Annotated in this window: 15 protein-coding genes; 3 read left to right on the top strand and 12 right to left on the bottom strand. The window is 34.5% G+C overall.

The features are described 5' to 3' along the window. Positions 1-62 precede the first annotated feature (62 nt). Genes AMET_RS10640 through AMET_RS10625 form a run of 4 tightly spaced genes read right to left on the bottom strand, consistent with a single transcriptional unit; the run spans position 63 to position 6,491 of the window. Complete coding sequence (locus AMET_RS10640; protein WP_012063289.1) at positions 63-1,268, bottom strand: Wadjet anti-phage system protein JetD domain-containing protein; 1,206 nt, start codon at positions 1,266-1,268, stop codon at positions 63-65. After that, on the bottom strand, positions 1,255-4,500 hold the full coding sequence (locus tag AMET_RS10635; RefSeq protein ID WP_012063288.1) for an ATP-binding protein: 3,246 nt from the start codon (positions 4,498-4,500) through the stop codon (positions 1,255-1,257). Before AMET_RS10635 ends, AMET_RS10640 begins: the two co-directional genes overlap by 14 nt. Then, positions 4,469-5,095: a DUF4194 domain-containing protein gene (locus tag AMET_RS10630; protein WP_012063287.1), complete on the bottom strand. Its 627-nt coding sequence runs from the start codon at positions 5,093-5,095 to the stop codon at positions 4,469-4,471. The genes AMET_RS10635 and AMET_RS10630 overlap by 32 nt, the downstream gene beginning before the upstream one ends. Before the next feature lies 1 nt (position 5,096). Then, entirely contained in the window at positions 5,097-6,491 is a 1,395-nt protein-coding gene (locus AMET_RS10625; RefSeq protein WP_012063286.1) for a Wadjet anti-phage system protein JetA family protein, read from the bottom strand. Positions 6,492-6,826: 335 nt separating this feature from the next. On the opposite strand from AMET_RS10625, the gene AMET_RS10620 reads away from it, so the two are divergent. The 3 genes from AMET_RS10620 (at position 6,827) to AMET_RS10610 (ending at position 10,074) form a co-directional block, all read left to right on the top strand. Beyond that, positions 6,827-7,330, top strand: coding sequence for an RNA polymerase sigma factor (locus AMET_RS10620; RefSeq protein ID WP_012063285.1), 504 nt, complete (start codon positions 6,827-6,829; stop codon positions 7,328-7,330). Further along, positions 7,331-7,672, top strand: coding sequence for a hypothetical protein (locus AMET_RS10615; protein WP_012063284.1), 342 nt, complete (start codon positions 7,331-7,333; stop codon positions 7,670-7,672). 71 nt (positions 7,673-7,743) lie between these two features. After that, positions 7,744-10,074 carry a carboxypeptidase-like regulatory domain-containing protein gene (locus AMET_RS10610; RefSeq protein WP_012063283.1) on the top strand — a complete coding sequence of 777 codons (2,331 nt, stop codon included), beginning with the start codon at positions 7,744-7,746 and terminating at the stop codon, positions 10,072-10,074. Positions 10,075-10,428: 354 nt separating this feature from the next. Here AMET_RS10610 and AMET_RS10605 read toward each other — a convergent pair whose 3' ends face one another. The 8 genes from AMET_RS10605 to AMET_RS10575 form a co-directional block, all read right to left on the bottom strand. Then, entirely contained in the window at positions 10,429-12,999 is a 2,571-nt protein-coding gene (locus tag AMET_RS10605; RefSeq protein WP_012063282.1) for an SNF2-related protein, read from the bottom strand. Next, positions 12,992-14,206, bottom strand: coding sequence for a ParB N-terminal domain-containing protein (locus AMET_RS10600; protein ID WP_012063281.1), 1,215 nt, complete (start codon positions 14,204-14,206; stop codon positions 12,992-12,994). The genes AMET_RS10605 and AMET_RS10600 overlap by 8 nt, the downstream gene beginning before the upstream one ends. A gap of 2 nt (positions 14,207-14,208) precedes the next feature. Beyond that, positions 14,209-16,947 carry a DNA-directed RNA polymerase subunit alpha C-terminal domain-containing protein gene (locus AMET_RS10595; RefSeq protein WP_012063280.1) on the bottom strand — a complete coding sequence of 913 codons (2,739 nt, stop codon included), beginning with the start codon at positions 16,945-16,947 and terminating at the stop codon, positions 14,209-14,211. 302 nt (positions 16,948-17,249) lie between these two features. Next, positions 17,250-17,468: a hypothetical protein gene (locus AMET_RS10590; RefSeq protein ID WP_041720651.1), complete on the bottom strand. Its 219-nt coding sequence runs from the start codon at positions 17,466-17,468 to the stop codon at positions 17,250-17,252. A 653-nt stretch (positions 17,469-18,121) separates the two neighbouring features. Beyond that, on the bottom strand, positions 18,122-18,994 hold the full coding sequence (locus AMET_RS10585) for a phosphorothioated DNA-binding restriction endonuclease (RefSeq protein WP_012063279.1): 873 nt from the start codon (positions 18,992-18,994) through the stop codon (positions 18,122-18,124). 254 nt (positions 18,995-19,248) lie between these two features. Then, complete coding sequence (locus tag AMET_RS24335; RefSeq protein ID WP_083760957.1) at positions 19,249-19,458, bottom strand: ADP-ribosylglycohydrolase family protein; 210 nt, start codon at positions 19,456-19,458, stop codon at positions 19,249-19,251. Then, positions 19,406-19,591, bottom strand: a complete 186-nt coding sequence (locus tag AMET_RS10580; RefSeq protein WP_012063277.1) for a hypothetical protein — start codon at positions 19,589-19,591, stop codon at positions 19,406-19,408. Before AMET_RS10580 ends, AMET_RS24335 begins: the two co-directional genes overlap by 53 nt. A gap of 260 nt (positions 19,592-19,851) precedes the next feature. After that, positions 19,852-20,238, bottom strand: coding sequence for a hypothetical protein (locus tag AMET_RS10575; RefSeq protein ID WP_012063276.1), 387 nt, complete (start codon positions 20,236-20,238; stop codon positions 19,852-19,854). Positions 20,239-20,373 lie beyond the last annotated feature (135 nt).

The raw sequence follows: 20,373 nt of genomic DNA, 5'->3' as shown, positions 1-20,373 counted from the left end.
TATGAAATTTCACTTATCGCATCAATTATCTAATAGCAAGATAACCCCTTTTACTGCAACCATCATCCTATATCCAATGCTTCCTGTTCCAATATCATATTATTCTCAATCATATATCTGATCACTTCATGGAATTCTATATACTCCTCATTTTCCAACAGTTTTGTTAATTCACCACTGTATTGCTCACTTTTTATCTTCTTGGTATGATTTTTATACATTTCTAATGTCTCTCTATCCATCCGATAAGACTTCACATTAATACCAGTCTTATTCCTAAGGTGATTTAAAATTCTAAAGCCACCCAGGTCAATGTCTCCCCAATGGTAAAAGGCTAAATCAGGATTAAACCCATGGATCTTCTTTAGGAGTCTTCGTCTTGTGGCATTATGATAACCACCTAAATAGATCACCAGTTCATCCTTAGGTTCATAGCAATGAAAGGTTGTTAAATTTTCAATGGTTAAAACTCTCTTTGCATCGATTGTCTTGAAGCTTAGATTATCAATTAAACCAGCACCTAGACCAATCTCACCATCCACCTTTTCTAAATTGATTGTTTCTTCATTACAGAGCAGTACAGCTTTTCCCTTCAGAAAGACATAGCTAGGATTTTGGATAATATTTTCCTCCGCCAATATATCCATATCCACTTCATAGGGCCCGTAGTCCCTCATGATTCTCACCACTTTAGACTCTACCCTTTCAAAACGTTTGGAATCTGAAAATACCCTTATACTGAAAACCCGCTTGGGTATTTCATCGGTCTGGGCTCGTATTTGATCCAGAGCCATGAATACATCCTTGACCTCTACCCGATCCTCTATGTCCAAGTATTTTTTAATACTGCCCTTTTGAACTAGCTTCTCTTTCATATCCCTTGCAAAATCACCCAGCCAATCCGTTCTATCACAATAACCCATGACAATGGTGCCAACGTCATTCTCTAGCTGACTCTTTGGCTGTCTTTTTAATACTTCATAAACACGATCCAGTGATTCAATGTTCAATTTTAATTTGTCTAGGATGTTTCCCTCTTGAAACTTCTTCCACTGGATTTCAATGAGCGCTTCCTCCTGTAGACTTAAGGCCTGTTCATTGATCTCCTTTTTCAATGTATAATCCCATTCATTAAAATAATCCGATAGGTTTTTTTTATTGATGGTCATGCCAATGGTTACATTGACCTTATTATCCCCACGGTACAAAGAACTTTTTTCATATTTATCTACCAAATGATTGAGTATCATCTTTTTATAATTCTTCATCGATTCTAAATGCCTCCACCCAGCTAAAATTATCTTCCTTCGTTACAACTAAGGTTGTCCCCACATGGGGTCCGATTGTCTCAATCTTTTGTGGGGGTGATGCAATCAACAGCTGCAAGTCTAGTTTACTAAAAAAGGACATCATACTGTCGATACGATTTTCATCCATTTTATCAAAGGCTTCATCTAATAAAATAATGCCTAGCTTGTCCTGGTGAATACCACTATCATATAGCTGTACAAAGGATGCAGCAATGGCTACATAATAAGGGGTTTGGGTCTCACCACCACTTTTTTCACGACAGACCTTGGCAAAGCTAGAGGTACTCCCATCACTGTGATAGATCTTAATATCATAATCCATAAATGTTCGATAGTCCGTAAACTTCTCTAGGGCCTTTCTAGATTCATCATTATCCACTGTAATTCGTTCAAATAATTCTTCCATGGCTTCCTTATGCTTCTGACGATAGACCCCTGTAAACAGGGTGTTTCCTCCTAGGTTGTTTTCATCCATAATCATCCTATAGAACTTATCATATTGCTTATTGGCACTGAAATAAAATTTATACTCATCTTGCCCAAATTGGATTCCCTTCAATGCTTGATTCAATTTTTTAAATTCATTTTGAGCCGATACAATATTCTCTTGTAGCTTTGAGATGAAATGCTCCTTGAACTCCTCTTCAGCCTTTTGTCTTGCACCATTGATCTTTTCCTCATACTCAATGACCTTACTTTCCCTTAATACCTTGTTTTCTCGGTTAAAATCCTCCATGCCAGCCTTGCCCTCAGCCCCACCGAAGTGATAATCATTATTATATTGCCTTTGCTGGTACATTAATTCGTTCTCAGCATTATTGAGCTTTGTATCTAATCCCTGTCTACTTCGGGTAAAATTCTGGTGTATATCATAGGGCTTCCTTAGCTTGAGTCCAGCCTGATAGCGTTCATTGGCCTTATCCAGTATTTCTCCGTGTTGGGTTTCATAATTAATGATTTGTTTGGCTATGCCATGAACCCGATCTTCAAACTGATTGATCTCTTTTTCCAGTTGCTCCATTTCGAAATCTAGCCGAATGACACGACCGTTAATGGTCTTGAGTTCCTTCTCCTTTGCATCGATTGTCTTTTTAATGCTCTCCAGCTCTAGATCTAATTCCATGATGGTACTTCTATCGATTCGCTTTAACTCTTCCTGCTTGGTTCCTATCTCCTCATGCTTCTGATTCACCTTGATTTGTACATCACTGTGCTCTCTTAAGTACTCAAACCTAGGTTTTATCATTAGTTTCATAATTTCATTCAATTTTTCTATTTCTTCTCCCAATCCCAGGAGCACTTCTTTTAATTGTTTTTGCTCTTCTACCTTTAACACAAGCTGCTTTTTATAGGCTTCAGAACCAATATAGGGCTTCTTATAAATCTGAGGATTGATTTGACGGGCGGTATGATTTTGATACACCATGCAGGTTGGGGTGATGGATCGTTGGTACTTCTTTAAATTCTCAACAGCGTCACATCGTATCACCTTACCTAAAACCATATTAATATAATACTTTGCATACTTATTTTTAGAGGTGACCACCGCCGCTAGACTGTTTTCATCACACTCTTGATATTTTTCAAGTTGTTGGGTGTTAATGAGGCCCACCCCATGTATGCCATTGGATTTTTTATACCGCTCATAGGCATGTAATGAATCATCAAAATATTGGGGATCCACAAGTAAGTTAAACCGCTGGGTGTTTAAATAACCCTCCACCGCATCCTGCCATATCGGATCTGATACCTCTAGTAACTCACAAATAATTTTAGCCTCAATCCGCTTCCCCTCAAGCTTTTCCAATTCACTGCCGATCACCCTTTGAAGGGCAATGACTTCCTTATTATGAACAAGCTTTTTACTATCTAATATCTGAATTTCCTCATTGACTTTCCTAAGTTGCTTTTCCTTATCTTCTTTACTGGATTTCAGTTTAAATAAGTTTTCGTTGAATTGTCCACTGACTTCATTAAAGCTTTCCTCCAGGACAAAGGCGGATTCACAAAAGTCCCCTACAGATGGTGGATTGTCTAGGGTTTGACTGCGTTCTACAAAATCCTTTAACCCCTTGATCTCAATATTCAAGCCGTGGATTTTCTTCATTCTATCAAGCTCCGTCTGCAATGCTGTCATGAATCCTTGCTGTTCATTGTCTAATTCCCGTTTTGAGTTTTCAAGGAGCTTAATGTCATGCTCTAGGCTCCTCATTAACTGATAGGTATCATTGGTTAATAGACTCTTTCGAATGTCACTTTCTCGCTCTTTCAATAGGTCTAGCTGATTGATATGCTGAACTTCACTTTCCTTTTCCTTTGAGGACTGCTCCTGACGTTTACTCAAGAGCATGTTTTTTGACTTTAACTTTTCTTCCTCCGTATCCTTCTGGGATTTTAAAATAATATAATCGTGAATTCTGATATTTTCTTCAACCCGCAAGACCTCTTCATATTCTTTTTGAATCTCCTCTAAACGCTCTAGCTTTTGCTTAATTCCTTCAAGAACCCTTTCAAAATCCATATAGGTCCGGACATTCTCCTTTAAATAATCAATGTTGACTTCTTTCTCATCTAAGATATATGAGTAGACAAAATCTTTGACATTCTCTATGGCTTTAAAGGCTAAGGCTTTAGGTAATAATTCAAAAAACCGATGCCCAATGGAGCCTAATGAATGATTAAAATCCTCTCTGGCTGCAGTTTGGGTTGGCAATATTTTTGTTTGAAAAGATTTCGTCGATACCTTAAATTGACTGATATTTTTAGGGACAGCACCATTAAGAAATAGTTTGTCCTCTATCTTTTGGTTCACGATTCGATAAAAAATCACCTTTGGATTGCTTAGGTCGCTGGATGAGTCAATGACAGCCCCCAAAACAAAGGATCTCTTTTTACTTTCCTCATAAAACTCTAGGGCCACATGGGCTGTCACATCTCCCTTTCTTTCGTAGGCATTGGTATCTTTCCCTGTCTTACAGCGTACATAGCCCAACAAATCCCTTTTTGCCTTTTCATGGGCAGCACTATTAAACCTTGCCCGACCTCCCGTTAGTACATATTGGATGGCATCGAGAATGGTAGATTTTCCTGAACCATTGTCACCGGTTATGAGGCAGTTGTCATGAATATCAATGGTTACATTGGTCAGATAATGCCAATTAATCAACTTGATCTTCGTCAGCTTCTTCATCCTCTACCACCTCCCCACTTCTATAGGTATCTAGTTTTTCATATACCTTTCGAATATCCTCGACCCTGACAGCCAATAAAATGGTGGGGTAGATAATCATTCTAGCGTCTCCCAGACTAATATCTGAATCAATTAAATCAATCAAGTTGAATTTCCGAAAAAGTCGCAGGGCACTTCTGAGGGTGGTCTTGTCCAATGGCTTGTCCCTCAGCTTAAGGGCAAAAAATCTTTGGTGAAGATCATCCACTGTGATGACCATATTTTCAGCCAAGGACAGCTCCTGCATTTTTTCATAATATAACAGTCTCAATACCAGCAAAATGATACTTTCATAAAGCTTAAAATGGTGCCTATTTTGATCATGGTGATTCACAAGATGAATCACACCATATGTATCATCAATCTCCAGCTCCCAACCGGATATTTCAAAATAGTTGGCGAAGATCTCCTTATGATTTTCAATAAAATAATAATCTTTTTTATTATCTTCCTTCTTCTTGGTTAAAAAACCAATGGATAATAGCTTGTTTGCAATTCTAGCAAATTCATCCTTTTGCTTACTATTTAAGTGATTGTACTTCTCTGTCATACCCATTTCATTTCCTCCAAACTTCAAAGTCATTGAACTTAAATCCCTTTATTTCAATAGATTCCTCTAATTTATTCACTTTATAATGAACCAATCGACTTTTAGCATACACTAATACATAAATTAGCTTAATGAAATCCAGCTTATTTTCCAAGGGTAAATTAGATGCCTTCATCACCGCTCTATCCCCTAACATCTCTAATACATATGTGTCAATGTTACCTCTACTTAAGCTCTTTTTCTTCTTTTCCTTAATTTCGTTAATTCGTCTTTCTCTTTCCTCTTGTCTCATGACTTGATCTTCATCCAGCTTTTGTGACTGAAAATCCTTTTTCCCTTCTGTGGCTATGTACAGGGATTTATTGTCTATGAAGCTCTGGGGATAAAACCGAAAAAGGCTGTCGATTTCATCGATGCGATCATTTTTTAGGTCAATCTCACCACTTTCAATCCGCTCCACCACATATTTAAGGATTTCGTTTATCTGTCCCTCTATATCCTTGGAACTATTTAAAAGATACTTCACCCTGGTTAAGGAGGCCCTAATATATTGGGTGTTTTTCCTGTCAATCTCACCAATGGTTTCATCCATATTTTCAAAAACATAGATAATGCCATTCAATTGACCCATTATTTTTTCCTTGGCAGCCTCTAGACTCTCTGCCTTTTCGATGTCAACCTCTTGTTGACTGGCCCGCTCTAAATAGGCCTTGTCTCGCTTAATAATTTCAAGCTTTTCAAGAATTTTAGGCCTAAACTTACTCACATTATCCGAGGTCTTCAATCGATGGTACCCTTTATCAATAATATCCTGGGTATAGCCTTCAAAATGAAGCTTCATAATCTCCTCAGAGGTTTTTTGCTCTGTGATTCTACCAATGTATTTTTTGATGTTGGCGTTTAAGGTTTTAAGCCCATTCATCAGCTTCATGGTATTTTCATGAACCTGATCCAGGATCACATTATACTGATCATTGTCGTTGCCAAATAATATAGAATAAATGGTATAGACATAGCCCTGGTACTCAAGTTGTTCATTCTTAACAATCTTTTCTAATGTTTCAAGCATCATAACAGTATAATCCGTCAGGTTAATGATTTGCTTATAGCTGGTGGTGGTCTCAATATCTATCCACCCACACTCATCAAGCTTTCTAATGATGAAGTTAGCCTCTTCTCGAGCAGATTTCACAGTCACATCCTCATCCTGAAAGAGCTCTACTTCCCCCAGCTCCTCAAAATAATCTGTCAAAACATGCACCACAATTTCTCTATCTATACCAAAGGATGTGTTTCCTGTATATTGGTTAAATAGTATAAACAAACAATCACTATAGATTTCTTTATTTTTCGATGAAAGAATACTAAAAAATTTATCTGGTACAATCTCAAATAATTTCATTGGATGAACCTCCAACAGCTTTTTTTCTAATGATTTTTACTCTGTCCTGGTTAATATGCAAAAGGACTTCATTTATCTAAATATTCCTTGAAAGTATGCAAAATCCCTTCTCATTTTACATATTAATATGTTTCTAGGTGAAAGTACAGGCAAAATAAAAAGACAAAGCTGTTGGCTTTCTTTTTTTCATCACTGATGAGCCGTCCCCTTAGTTGTGGCTTCCTTCACTTGGTTCCTTTTATGCTATAATAAATTTATTCATATGAAATTTATAATTTTTGAGACCATAATCTGAGTTATGTGTCTAATAGGTTGAAGAGGGAGGGTGAGATAGATTGCATGATAAAGAATACCGGGAATTGGTTGAAGGCTATGGGGATAAGCTTTTTCGACTGGCCTTTATGATCATAGGAGATTCCCAAATGTCTGAGGACGTTGTTCAGGAAAGCTTTCTAGCCCTCTATAGGAATATGGATAAGTTCAGGGGTGATAGCGCTGTTACCACCTGGCTAACCAGGGTTGCCATAAACAATTCAAAAAATATCCTCAGACGAAGGAAAATAAAAAATATTTTTACTACATCGAAGATAATCCTTAAGGATTCCTCCCCACTTCCGGAGGAGGCCTTGGAAATAACAGAGAGACAAAGGGAAATTAGGGAACTACTACTCTCCCTTCCCATAAAATATCGTGAGGTTCTTTATCTTTACTATTATCAAGATTCTAAAGTCAAAGAAATCGCTGAAATATTGGATATCAGTGAGTCCGGTATAAAGTCTAGACTCCAGAGGGGTAGGGAGCATATGAAAAAACTACTTTTAGAAAGGGAGGCGGATTAGATGAAGGAAAATAAAAATTATACAGATAAACAGTTGGAGCATGAAATTACCACCCTTTTTAATGAGGGCTTAGATCCCCTGGAATTAAGTACTTCTTTCAAGGATCAGCTTTTAGCTCTCCCCAAGGGACAACAACCGCCATCTAGAATGGAGACCTTTTTAGAGCGGGAAATCCGTATTCCCCTTGCCACGATTCCGGTCCTTGCCCTTAGCTTTATCATTTTGCTTACGGTATCCTTGAACAGTTTTATTTTGCCCGGGGAAATCTCCCATCCAAAGTATGAAATCTTAGAACTGAAGAACACCAACGGAAGCATTTATACCAGCGATTCCTATCGCTAGTATAAAATCCTAAATTCATGGGAGTATATTAGCCCTATGGAATCAAGTCTAAATTACTGGGAGGTCATACTATGAAAAAAATCATTCGTATTAAAGTTAAACATGTATTGGCTGGAATCGGTATTTCCCTTGCCCTTTTACTCCTAACCTATACCTTCATTCCCTCTATCATCCTGTATATGGGGGAACGATATAACCAAAATGGAGAGCCTATGGCAGCCAAAATCTATTATGATCGTCTAGATCGTTTCTTTCCAAATCGTGCCGAAACTGCCACCGCATTGGAAAGGCTCGCTGAAATATCCGACACCAATAGCCTCCTAATGATTTCCTCCGCCGGCACAGGGAGCGTTCAGGGTATGACTGTTGAACTATCTAAGGAAAGCCAAGAATATTACGAAAAATTGGTGGAGAGATTCCCCCAAACCTGGCAGGGTCGAAGCGCACAAACCCAGCTCTCTAAACAAAATATTAGAAATTTACTGTCTAAGGGGAGAGTGGATGAGGCCTTTGAAATCATGGTAAGTCACTACGAAACCATAAATGCCATCCCCAGAACAAACTACTATGATTCCTCCGTAGCCCTAGGCGCTACTCAGATTTTGAAGAGCCAGGGACTCTATAATGAGGCCTTAAGGTTTTCAAATTATCTCCTGGAGGAAAGGGATTATTCATTCGATCAACGTCTATACCAATCCATGGCAGAGCTCCACGCTCTTTTAGGAAATCAAGAACAGGCTGAGGAATACTACCTTAAGCTATTGGATCTCATTGAGGAAGGCAGGCAAAGGGAAGCGGAGTTTGCACAGCAGGAAGGCAATGACGCAATTTCAGAAAGAAGCTATTATGATAACCAGCGGGAAGTCATCCTTAGAAGAATTGCCTCCCTAGGGGATAAGCCCTTACAGTATGGAAAAATCACAGGATCCTTAACCCTTATGGATTCTGCCCTAGCTTCCATACAGTTTTTCCTTCAGGAACAGAATGATCCCTCTAGGGGAGTGATATTTGGAGGCCATTATGAGGATTCTATTTGGTCTATAACCGACAGTAGTGGGAACTTTTCCTTTGGTAAGCTTCCTCCAGGAAGATATAGTCTGGGTTTTATTCTGGATTTAGATGAGGTGGGAGATGTGATTTTGGAGGGCGGCTTTTTTCCAGAGTCCACAATATATATCGATGAAAATCAAAACTATCACTGGGACTTTAATTTGGTTGACACCCTAAGGGCCACTTCTCCAGTAGATAACGAAAAAATAATCGGTGATCAAGTTCATTTTAAATGGGAGCCCTTTGAGGGGGCAGCCTATTATACCCTGGAGATGGGTAGCTATTCCTCCGATGGATCAGGCTGGATTTCAACAATCTATTCGGACAAGAAGTTCCACAATAATGAAGCGATCCTTTCCCTTGAGGAACTGACCTATACTCAAACAGGGATGTCCTATGATTCAGAGGGTCCTACCCCAAGCTCCTTGTTTGGGTTCGCCCAGCCCGGTGGAAAATATTTTTGGGGAGTAAGGGCCCATGATAAGAATGGTAGCATATTAACCTCCACCAGAGGCTATCTAAGGAGTCAAAACACGGATTTTCATTTTGAAGAAAGAGACCTTAGAAATGGAGATGAGCTTATACTAGCAAGGGATTACCAGGGAGCAATAGATGCCTACGAGGAAGATTTATCCTATGACCCAGAGGATGCTTATGCTCTGGCTATGCTGGGGAAATTATATGGGATATCATTTAACATCCAAGAGTTTTCCTATCCCCATGCAGATTTCAACAAAGCCTTGGACTACTATGAAAGGCTCTATGCCCTTACAGAAAATCCTTCCTCTTTAGATCGTATTGCAGATATTTCCTATAGCAATCTACAGGACTATGAAAAAACCCTTGAAGTTTTAGGATTTATTGAGACGAACTATGATTTAAATTCCTGGCAGCAAAGCTATCGAGTGAGAATTCAGGCCCACCACGGGAACTACAGGGAATCCCTTGATGAGTTGTTGACAATAGATCATCCCCATAGTGATCTAGAGGCAGCATTAAGGATCATCAATAATGATTTTACAGATCTCACTCCTAGGGATAAAAATAGCAATGACTTAATGAAGGAAGCATGGGTGGATGCCCTGAATTCCTATGGGGAAAATTATGCTTCCATGGATGCAAATCTCCGTAATAATCTCCTATTACGAAGTCCCCTAGAGGCTATTGAGTATATAGGCAATGGCAATCCCCCCCCCCATCAGGCCCTGTTAAAATTATGCCTAGAGATCATTGAACCCAGCATCACGGTTGATACATTCCAGGAGGTGAAGGATTTTGATGATCAGTATGGCTCCCTGGATCCCGAATTAAGTAAGATGCTGCAAAGATTACTGATGACACGGATTTATTAATAGCTTAGACTACTACCCCAGATCCAGGTCTTTAAAGACTTAGATCTGGGGTAGCCTATCACCAAATTAACCAAGGGGACGTTGTTTGCCATAAGTATTACTTAATTTTTCTAATATACTTCTCAGCATAATATGATACATTTCTGTTTGACTTTTCTTTCTTGCTTTTCAAACCATATAAGGATATTTATCAAAAACTTTTATCCTTCTATAACTTTATGACAAGTAAGATTTGTGGGCAATAAAACTTCCAAATAATTGTGCCATATTTGAAAGCTTTATTCAACGCAATTAAATAATTAATACTTAATTAAACACATAACCAAATAATTGTTTGAAATTGCTATAATGATATCAAACATTTAAATCTTTGAAAATCAGTTCAATATCTTCTTCAACTGAATTTAACTGTTCTAACTTGTTATTTTCAATCGCCTGTAACATAATTCTTTCTTTTTCATGTAATCGTTCATAAATTTTTTTATCTAAAGAGAATACTTCATTATCTCTGGTTAGAAACTCGTTCTGCAAATAATAATATTGTGTATACTGATTATCTGGCAATCCAAGTCGATGAATTCTATCTTTTGATTGCAATAAATGAACAAGATTATAACTATATTCATAGTATATAGCATTATGGCAAGCAGAGTGTAATGATACAGATTCTGCAAGTGTATGCGGATTCGTAATCAATACGTCAAGTTTTTTTTCCTTAAATAATTTTAAAATCAACTCTCTCTCTTTAGGTTCAATTGAACCATAAATACTCCCAACTCTAAGTCCTTTTGATTGAAGTTCTGATGATAACTTGAGTATTGAGTCAATAAAAATACACCAAATTATAACCGGTTCATTTTGAAAATTAAGTTTTAAAGTCTGTTCAATGCAAGCATTAAATTTCCGAGTTTTTTCTATTGAATTAATTAGTGTAACTATTTCAGAAGAATAATCTTTAAAATCAATATCATCAATATCGCCATACGTATCAAGAATATCTGAATAATCTTCTCCATTATCCTCTAATGATCTTAATAACATTTGGGGATTTGATTCTAATTGTAATAACCTGATAATTAATGTTAGTTTATTCTTCGCATATTTTAATAATAAAATGTGAAATATTCTATTCTCATATTCACTAGCTACAGTGGTGATTATGATATCATCATTGGCATTTGGCACAGCTAATTGTCCTTTTGTTGTTCGACAAAAAAAAGGTTGAATCCTATTATTAATTTCAACAATATCAACATCAGTTGGATTCTTTAATTGTTCCTCTGAAAAACCAAAATACTCATCGTACTCATCATGATACAATATTTCCAATAAGTTTTTTATGTCCGCATATGAATTAGGTATAGGAGTACCCGTCATTGCAATTGTATAATAAGACAATTTTGATATTTCTAATGCATGCTCTGCTCTTAATCCGTCAATTGCTTTTACTTTATGGACTTCATCAAATACTAGCAATGTTCTTTTATCAACAATTCGTTTAATTTCACCCATTATTGAGTTTAGACTTTCATAGTTAAAGAGAAGTAAATTTTTATCTTTTGTATCATATAATAGTGCATTTTTTTTTTGTTCTAATAACTTATATTCTTGGACATTAAAAAGTTTTAAATGTTTCCTAGATTCAAAACAAAGGCTGAATTCATCAACCCATGATCCAAAAGAATTTTTTGGACCAACCATAATAATTTTGTCTACCAATTTTTGCTGATTTAAATAAGCATAAACCCCCAAAACAGAAGATGTTTTTCCTGATCCAGGTACTGAAAAATTCGCAGCTTTTCTCATGATACACATATAAAACGAATCCCATACTTGTTTTTCTCTAAGTTTTCTTACCATTTCATTATCAACAATGTTCTTGTATTTGTTAAATCTTTCGCATATATCAGGTGCCTGTTGCTTTATTGCTAGTCCGACATTTGCCCGCTCTTTTATATTCAGTTCACGATCTTTAATATAAGTATGTAGTCTATTTGTTACATAAAAAGCATATCCTCTTTTTTGAGCATCAACTTGTAAAATATTGATAATTTTTTTGTAGATGGGATAAGTAAGCTGTTTCTTGAAAACAATTCTTCCGTGTTTGCTTAACTCTGAATCAATATATCTTTTTAATCTTAATTTATATATCTGATTATTCCATATAATCGAAGGATCAATCTTGATATTTAACTCCAAGTAATTATTTTTATGATCTAGTATCAAACAATTCTCCTTTAGCAATACAGGTTCGAAAATAATCTCTCCTTTACTAAATTCTAAAATTCTCTTATAAACCACTTCATCTACATCGCAGACATAAACATCGTTAGCTCGGTTTTCCCATAAATTGTTAAAAGATTCAATACTTTTCGTAATTTTAGAATAATCAAATGCGGAAGCTAACCAACTGCATGTGATATCGAACGCTTCATAATTTGCATGAAACGCGGCATCAGTTTCATTATTTGATCCTCTGAAACATATAATATTCCCAGCAAAATCTTTCATGATTCCGAACTTATCATGAAAAATTCCTTTTTTAGTAAAAGCCATTTTAATATCAATTGTACCTATTGATATTAAATACGCTAAATTTGAAATATTAGCTTCTTCTTCAGCTGACAACTGCTCATTCAACCTACCTAACATATCATTTTTTAGTTTTTCTCTTAATTGATATCCATGAATTATTTCATTATAATCATCTTCTCCAATTTCAGAAGATACAATAAGTCTAAATTTATGCCCGTTGCTTGCAAACAACTCAAGTCCTTTAGCATAATTTGCTAAGGCTTTTGCGGAAAAATAAGCAGATGCTCTATCATAGTGCGTACATTTGCTCAAGACTGGTACATAAAACTCAGCTCCAATATCATTTTCATAAGTTGAATAAGTTGAACGCAGATTTAATTCACTAAACATCTAATTCTCTCCTAATGTCTAGTACGATTTGATCAATCACATCTAGTTTTTCACGAATTTCATCTTTTTGTTCTTGATTTAATTTCTTAATAATTTTGATATCAATTAAATCGAGAGAATCGAAAGATTTTTCTGCTTGCTTTATTGGTTGATTTCGTATAGTGTCACCATCCACTTTATTTACATATTTTTCCGTAGAATGCAAGAAGTCGCTTTTTATCTTTTCATTCGATCTAATTATATTTATTTCTTTATTTGATACTGTAGGATATTTTTCAAGTTCGTCACAAACTTTTTCAACAATCTCCATCTGTTCTTCTAAAAATTCGCTTAAAAATTTGCTGCTTGAAGCAATTTTTTTAATCTTTCTAACATGTCTAGTTGTATCACCAAACGGTTGCGTCAAGAATTGAGCAAAGACCGCATTTTTTAAGTCTTCTTTTTTATCATCATCCTTAACCTTTTTCAACATTAAATACAATTCTTTCAATGGGTCTGCAAGATTAAAGTGGCGAGCTAAGTGAAATTGTTTAGGTGCGTTAATAAACTCTAAGAAATCGACCATAAGCTTAGCTTTATCTACTTCCAATTGAATGTCAGACTCACTTAGATTAACGCTATCAGCATATTCTTTTACTGAAAGTAATTTAGTTTCTATAATATCAGTATAAATTCCTACAAGTCTATCAATTGGGTTATATCCTACTTTTTCATCTACCCCATGTTGCAACATTAGCTCTAGCATTTTGATTTGTTTTGCATTATTTTCGATACTATGATCTATAATTACAGCTTCAAAATACTGGGTTTTTCCAGTTTCTTTTTGAATATTTCTTAAACAAGTAAATCTTCTATTTCCATCAATAATTCTACCGTCCGAAAGAACTACTCCCGGTTCCTGTTGTCCCACTATCTTTATATTTGCTTGAGTTTTCTTTATAGCGTCTCTATTACTCTCTGTAATAAATTCATGAATAATATTATTATAATTAGCTCTATCAGATGGATCTAACTTGTCAATATTATTCTCAATCTTATATTGTGCCATCCAAGTTGCAATACGATCATTCTGATCATTATAATGTAATTTTTCTAATTTAATTTTATAAACAGGATAATTCTTAGAAATGTTGTCAATAACAAGTCTCTTATCTGTTTCATTTGGTATTACAACCTTTTGTTCTAATCCTTCTCTTAATAAATTCATAATTATACCACCTCATAATAAGTATCGTAGTCTGCAAAAATCTTTTCTGAGATTGCATCATAGTACAGAGAGCTGTATCTAACGATATCAATCAATTTTCTTGTATTAACGTTTACATTGTATTGTTGCTTGAAGATATCAGATAAATCATGTATATCAATAGATAACGATTCCTGACTAAATACTATATATTCTAAAAACTCTTCAAATCGTATATTAAAATTTCCACTAAGCATTACTTTATTACCACCAATTCTTTGATACGAAATATTAGACTTATCTTCAATCAGAATTGAAGTATAGAACCAATCGTCAAAACCAAGATCATCTAATTCATGAGTAAAGCCTTCATTTCTTAATGAAAACAATGTGAAATACTTTCCATCTCCTACAAAGTTAAGAACATCATTACGATATTCGTTTAACATTTCTTTAGTAATGCCAAATTCTTTCAATTTTCTAAAATGAATAATCTTGTTTGGCATAAATTCAATTATTTCGTAATCTGACTTTAGCTTATACAGTTGTGATGTGTAAGATATTATCTCTTTAACACTAGATGCAATTCTTACTAAATCTGTAATATCAGTTTTCGTAAACAACATATTAAAGTATTCTGATGCTGAACTATAGATGTCGCTTACAGCATAATTTGAATACACTTTAAATCCAATGCTTTTTAATGAAAACGGATTCAAAAGTTTTTTGTCGGCTTGTGGAAATTCTTTTTGATATATTTCTCTTATCGTTGATAACATATAAAAATCTTCTATTAATATTTGCTTTAATCTTTGTGCAATTATATTAGGTAATGCAGGGAAATCAATTTTATAAACACCATTATAAAAATACTGATCAAAATTGCCCATATAATTAGCTAGTACCGTATTAGCTGCAACTCCATACTCATTTTCATATTCTTTGGCAAAATCACTATTTGATATAGGTGCTAATGTTATTAATAATTCCAATACTTGATTATCTCTATCTGCATTTCCAAATTCAATGTTTGGCATACGCTTAAAATTAACAGTTGGGTATTCATCAGAGCTGCAAATTTTCTTTAAAAGGTTGTGAAGTTCATATTCGTCTCGGATATCATAAACTTTCATAAGTTCAGGTAATAATCGGAAAAATTTAAGTGTAGAATATTCTACATTTTTATACTGATTAATATTTAATCTACTTAGTAAATCTGTAAAATCGTATGAATCAATATTGTAATACCTAAATTTTTTCCCATATTTCCAAAGTACTATATTGCTAGCAGCTAACTTATTTTCATATCCTCGCTCCATTACTTCTAATTTGGGATCATTAATTTTATCTATGTCTTTAAGTATTGAAAAATATATATCAGAATACTCGACAAAGTTTAGATCATTGGAACCGAAATTCTTGAGAACATACTTACTTATACTATTTCGCGAACATGGAATGTATTCGTTTCCTATCTTAACATAATTTTTATATATTGCTTTTTCACAAGCTCTCTTGAAAAACATTGGAATATCTTTATCGTGTAAAATATTTTCCAAAGGTTTTTTTAATAACCTGTCTTTTTCTGAAGTGGTATGGTATCTAATTACAAGGTATTGATAAGCTTCATCATCATTGAATGCAATCTTAAAATCCTCTTTAAGTATAATATATCTATTAAAAATATCTGAATAAACATCTTCTTTGAATTTTATAGATGCATTATTCAACTTTTTAATTGCCTTTTCCTCTATTTGACGTATCCTTTGTTTAGAAACATCTTTTGTCTTTCCTACATCCACTAAAGTTTTTCCTTGAATTCTTTGCCAAATAACATCATATTCTTTATCGTTTAGATAATCCTTAGCTCCAATAACAAAGCTATTATAAATCGCTACAAATCTATCATCATAAAGTAGATCTATGTCATTTCTAATAAGCAAATCATTTAAAGATTCATTCATTATTTCTCTAAACTTAAAGCAATACGGGATTCTATCAAACAAATAGTTTTCATCACAACCATAATTGTTCTCCCGAATTATGTTAAGCACATAGTCATTAATAACTGACTTCATATATTCATTTTCATATAAAGTTTTCATAAATATTTTGTCTTTTAGGATATCTTTGATATCAAGAGTAACGTCCTTTTCAATGATGTAATTTGAGTATACTTGTTTAAATATTTCAAAGAGCTTTTTAGGCTTAATATTTATTTTTTCACTTATAGATGCAAAAATTTTACACCCTATGTCCTCTATATCAGTTTGTGGCCCCTTATTGTCCTCGACGTATTTCGTAGGTTGAACTGTCTTTTTAATGTGCTCTAATTCTAAAAGAGTCTTTCTGCCCATGTTTGGAATAGCAATTAACTCTTCATCTAATACATCAATTAATTGAGAATAATAATCAACACTCGTTGATTTCAAACAATTAAATGCACGAACACTTAAATTTAAGTTCTCGATTGCAATATCGATGTATTTTAAACCATCATGGCCTACAAAGGTTTTATGATTACGTTTTTTATTCAACATGTTTTCAGAATACATCTCTAACTTATATTTGTTTAAACTATCAATCGCATTAACGATCTCTTCTAAACTCTTCACACCAACACTTCGAAAATTTATGATATCATCCTTTGAGCAATTTAGTAAATCATTAGTGGTATGTATACCTTCTCTCCTAAGAGTATTATATGATCTTGTTGATAAGTTTAGAGTACTGATTGAATCTGAATAATTATGAGAGTGCATATCCCCTTTTACCTCCTTTATGCCATCCTGTTATATCTGTACACTTGGATTGTCAACAATAAGTTCAAACGATTTAATCACCTATGCATTAGATCAGTGAATTTATATAATTTGTCCACCAATAAATTTTATCAAACTATTTTTAATCCTTAACTCTTGATATCCTTTACTTTATCATACACTTTTTTGAGTCCAATAAACATCACTTTGAATTATGGATTGTCAACACTTAGTTAAACAGTTTTTTAAGGTTATGGATTTTATATTCGATGGGACTTAAATATCCTAATGTTAAATGAATTCTAAAGTTGGATATTTAGTGTCTTTAAATCTTCAAGAAGTCGCTTGTCGAGAGCATAACAACTTTTCTTTTGTAAAGAGATATTTTGTAAAGAGATAAGTTCTTCGATCGATACTGCAGCCTTGTAGTCACCAAAACAAAAGATATTATCATTATTTTGAGTAATAATTTTAAAATCCAATTCAAACTCTTTAGATATTTTGTTAGCTACAAAATTCATAAGTTTATCTATCAGACAATTAGATGATATTAAACCCCTTATCGGTTATCCATATTCTTCAATTCCAAACCCCTTAGAAGATCAGCTGTTGCTACATTTTTGATTCGTGTTCAAGTATGTTCATAATTTTATCTCCATTTTTATATGTCTAATTCTTTTCAAGTATCTTTAAATTATTCTTTTTATCCAATGTGTCACTTATACATTTTCACCATTGTTCGCTCCTTCAGTTGCAAATATAACACCAAACTAATGTTTACTTGTTCTATCTTTTAAAATTCTACAATATTTCTTTTAATCCTCTAATTTTTACATGTTTTTACAATGATTATACCGATACTATAATGATAACAGAACAGAACATGCTCTTAGACTAACGATCAAATACCAACATTCGTCTTTACTTGTGACTATTTTCTTAGATTATAAAGTTTATTATTTTATACATAATTACGCAAATCTCCCTTCTTTTCGCGAGTCAGTATATATTCGCGTATTTATTTTCCCCAGAGGTCATTCTTCTGTTGCCTTCCTTAGTTTGAGGGAACATAAATCACCCAAGTAAAAAGGACTAGATTTCTCTAGCCCTCTGATTTCAATTTATTGTATCTATTTATCTCCTAGGTGCGCTGCAAGACTGTACCAGATATCTATTATCCAGCATGGTACCTGCTAGACCCCTTAAACACTTCTTTTACATGCCAGTTCACATATGAATCTTCTGGTTTATATTCAGGTCGGATAGGGGCAGTTATCTCTTTTCCATGATAACGCATTAACCATTCTTCAAATCCATTTGTTCCATGTGCCCTTTCAGCAACCAGAAGTTTACGTGAACTGGTTAATGTGAACACCCCTCGGTCAAAGAGTTTATGATGCATTACGCATAGTGCCATACCATTATTCTCATTGTCTGGTCCTCCAGCTTGGTGCCATTTGATATGTGCCGCTTCTACTGCAATTAGATTATTCCCCAGTCTAACGTTGAATCCACATACAGCACACTTATATTCATAAGCACGTAGTATCTTCTCTCTAAATTTAGGATCCCTATGTCTATTGGTGATTTCGTCAAAATCTAAACCAACTGTTGCCAGTATATCTTCGTGCATGGTTTGAGGGAAGTGATCATTCAATATTATTTCTGCCACTTCTCTGATAAGTGTTTTATTACTCATTAATAGTGAATAAACTTCGTCATTAAATCCTCCAACTACATTATGATCTAGCAACCATTTGCCTCTAATATTAGAGTTTTTAACCAGAACATTTAAATTCCATATACCGTCATTTGTAAGCCTAACAAATGGGTGTTCTGGATGGTATGATTGCCGTGTTGGACCAAATTCTATCAATAAATCCTTCAACGGTTCTCTAATTTCTTCATAAGGTAGATGCTGTGTCTTTTTTGCATAAAGCTGTCCAAGTGCTAGTAAAATGAGTAATGGTTTATGGGGAGCTCTCTCATCTCTTCTCCTCCATATACTCAAGTTTCTAACAGCTTCCTTTAATTGAAAATCATTCATCGAGAATCACCTACTTTAAATTAATATACTCTTTCGCCTGGGTCAGGAAACTTCTCACCTTTCCATAATAATTATGCTTATTATCTATATTCTCTAGTTTTTTTTCATACCCTTTGTCAGATTCAAAAATTTCAAATAAAAAGGCTTCTTATTTCTGAAAGTCATAATTTACCTACTCTGACATTAAACATTTCTCACCATCCATGCTCTTAAAGTTCCCGTTAATGGCTCATGTGTATAACAATTTCTAGCTGTTACTGATTGTTTTCATCTTTCATCTCTACTTTTTCAATCCATTCTTGTGTAATTTCGGTTATTCGTAAATAAGCTCCTAATATATTGCCAGTGATTGCTCCAGTGCTGTCACGATCTCTATTCTTATTGACTGCAGTTATTACTGCTTTCTTAAAATCATTGATCACATTTTGTCGAGGCTTCTCCTTGAGATATTTTTTCCACTTCATCAGTGGTTTTCATATTCAATCCCATCAAAGGTTTAATAAACTTCTCATAACGCTCTTTCTTAAATCGCTCCAATTCCTCTTCATTCATTCCCTTAATGGCCTCTTGTAGCGTGATTACCTTTACATCTTTCATTTTCATCATCCTCCTAAATTAGTTTTGAACAACAAAAAATCCCCCTTAACAATGGTTAAGAAGGATCATATCTTATCACAGACTATGGTCTTCACCTCCTTATCGTTGTTAGCTGAACCACCTTGCTTTGAAAGCAGGTTGGTATAGGGTCATTGAGCTAACTCTCTACCCTAACTCTTGATATTTCGGTTATATTAATTTAATTATCTATTTCATTATAACATACTTGGATATTTATGTAAATTATATCCCATCCTGTTTTACATTGGTTTACCATAAGATAAATATGTTGCTCCCAACAACTCCCCAACACGCTCAAAGTGATTGGTTGGATCATGATTGTAAAGAAATTTCACACCATCAACCCATCCTTCTTTAAAATCCTCCTGTAAAAAAGTTCTAAGTAGCTTATCTCTAGTTACATTCCCCCCTGAAGAACCTTGAAAATAATTACCCGCCCATGTTCTTCTATGTCCTGACTTGATTCTCTCCTCAGGATCTATCAAATTAATAACGGCAATTTTTCTTCCATCGTCTAAGCTTTCAATTGTTACTAAATCTATAGGTAAACCATCGAATGAGTAGCGTGATAGTTTATCCGAAAGGGTCTTCAGCTTTTGCTCAAGAGACCAATCCTTTTTAATCATTACATAGTACTGAATTCTTGGCTCATAGGTATTGATATCGAGGTGATAGATAGGAAGTGTTGTATCTTATTTACTTCACATTACATACATTAGATCCATATTCCCATCTACTTTTATTGAAAGTCTTCTACATAA

Origin of the sequence: Alkaliphilus metalliredigens QYMF, from assembly GCF_000016985.1 — a bacterium.
Lineage (GTDB): Bacteria > Bacillota > Clostridia > Peptostreptococcales > Natronincolaceae > Alkaliphilus_A > Alkaliphilus_A metalliredigens.
Note: the sequence above shows the minus strand (reverse complement) of the source record. Positions and strands in the feature narration are given on the sequence as shown.

Bases quoted from the DNA above. Each gene is read 5' to 3' on its own strand.
- AMET_RS10585 (WP_012063279.1), bottom strand. From the start codon at position 18,994: ATGAATGATTTTCAATTAAAGGAAGCTGTTAGAAACTTGAGTATATGG.
- AMET_RS10590 (WP_041720651.1), bottom strand. From the start codon at position 17,468: ATGAATTTTGTAGCTAACAAAATATCTAAAGAGTTTGAATTGGATTTT.
- AMET_RS10635 (WP_012063288.1), bottom strand. From the start codon at position 4,500: ATGAAGAAGCTGACGAAGATCAAGTTGATTAATTGGCATTATCTGACC.
- AMET_RS10615 (WP_012063284.1), top strand. From the start codon at position 7,331: ATGAAGGAAAATAAAAATTATACAGATAAACAGTTGGAGCATGAAATT.
- AMET_RS24335 (WP_083760957.1), bottom strand. From the start codon at position 19,458: ATGAAGTGGAAAAAATATCTCAAGGAGAAGCCTCGACAAAATGTGATC.
- AMET_RS10580 (WP_012063277.1), bottom strand. From the start codon at position 19,591: ATGAAAGATGTAAAGGTAATCACGCTACAAGAGGCCATTAAGGGAATG.
- AMET_RS10595 (WP_012063280.1), bottom strand. From the start codon at position 16,947: ATGCACTCTCATAATTATTCAGATTCAATCAGTACTCTAAACTTATCA.
- AMET_RS10605 (WP_012063282.1), bottom strand. From the start codon at position 12,999: ATGTTTAGTGAATTAAATCTGCGTTCAACTTATTCAACTTATGAAAAT.
- AMET_RS10640 (WP_012063289.1), bottom strand. From the start codon at position 1,268: ATGAAGAATTATAAAAAGATGATACTCAATCATTTGGTAGATAAATAT.
- AMET_RS10625 (WP_012063286.1), bottom strand. From the start codon at position 6,491: ATGAAATTATTTGAGATTGTACCAGATAAATTTTTTAGTATTCTTTCA.
- AMET_RS10630 (WP_012063287.1), bottom strand. From the start codon at position 5,095: ATGGGTATGACAGAGAAGTACAATCACTTAAATAGTAAGCAAAAGGAT.
- AMET_RS10610 (WP_012063283.1), top strand. From the start codon at position 7,744: ATGAAAAAAATCATTCGTATTAAAGTTAAACATGTATTGGCTGGAATC.
- AMET_RS10575 (WP_012063276.1), bottom strand. From the start codon at position 20,238: ATGATTAAAAAGGATTGGTCTCTTGAGCAAAAGCTGAAGACCCTTTCG.
- AMET_RS10600 (WP_012063281.1), bottom strand. From the start codon at position 14,206: ATGAATTTATTAAGAGAAGGATTAGAACAAAAGGTTGTAATACCAAAT.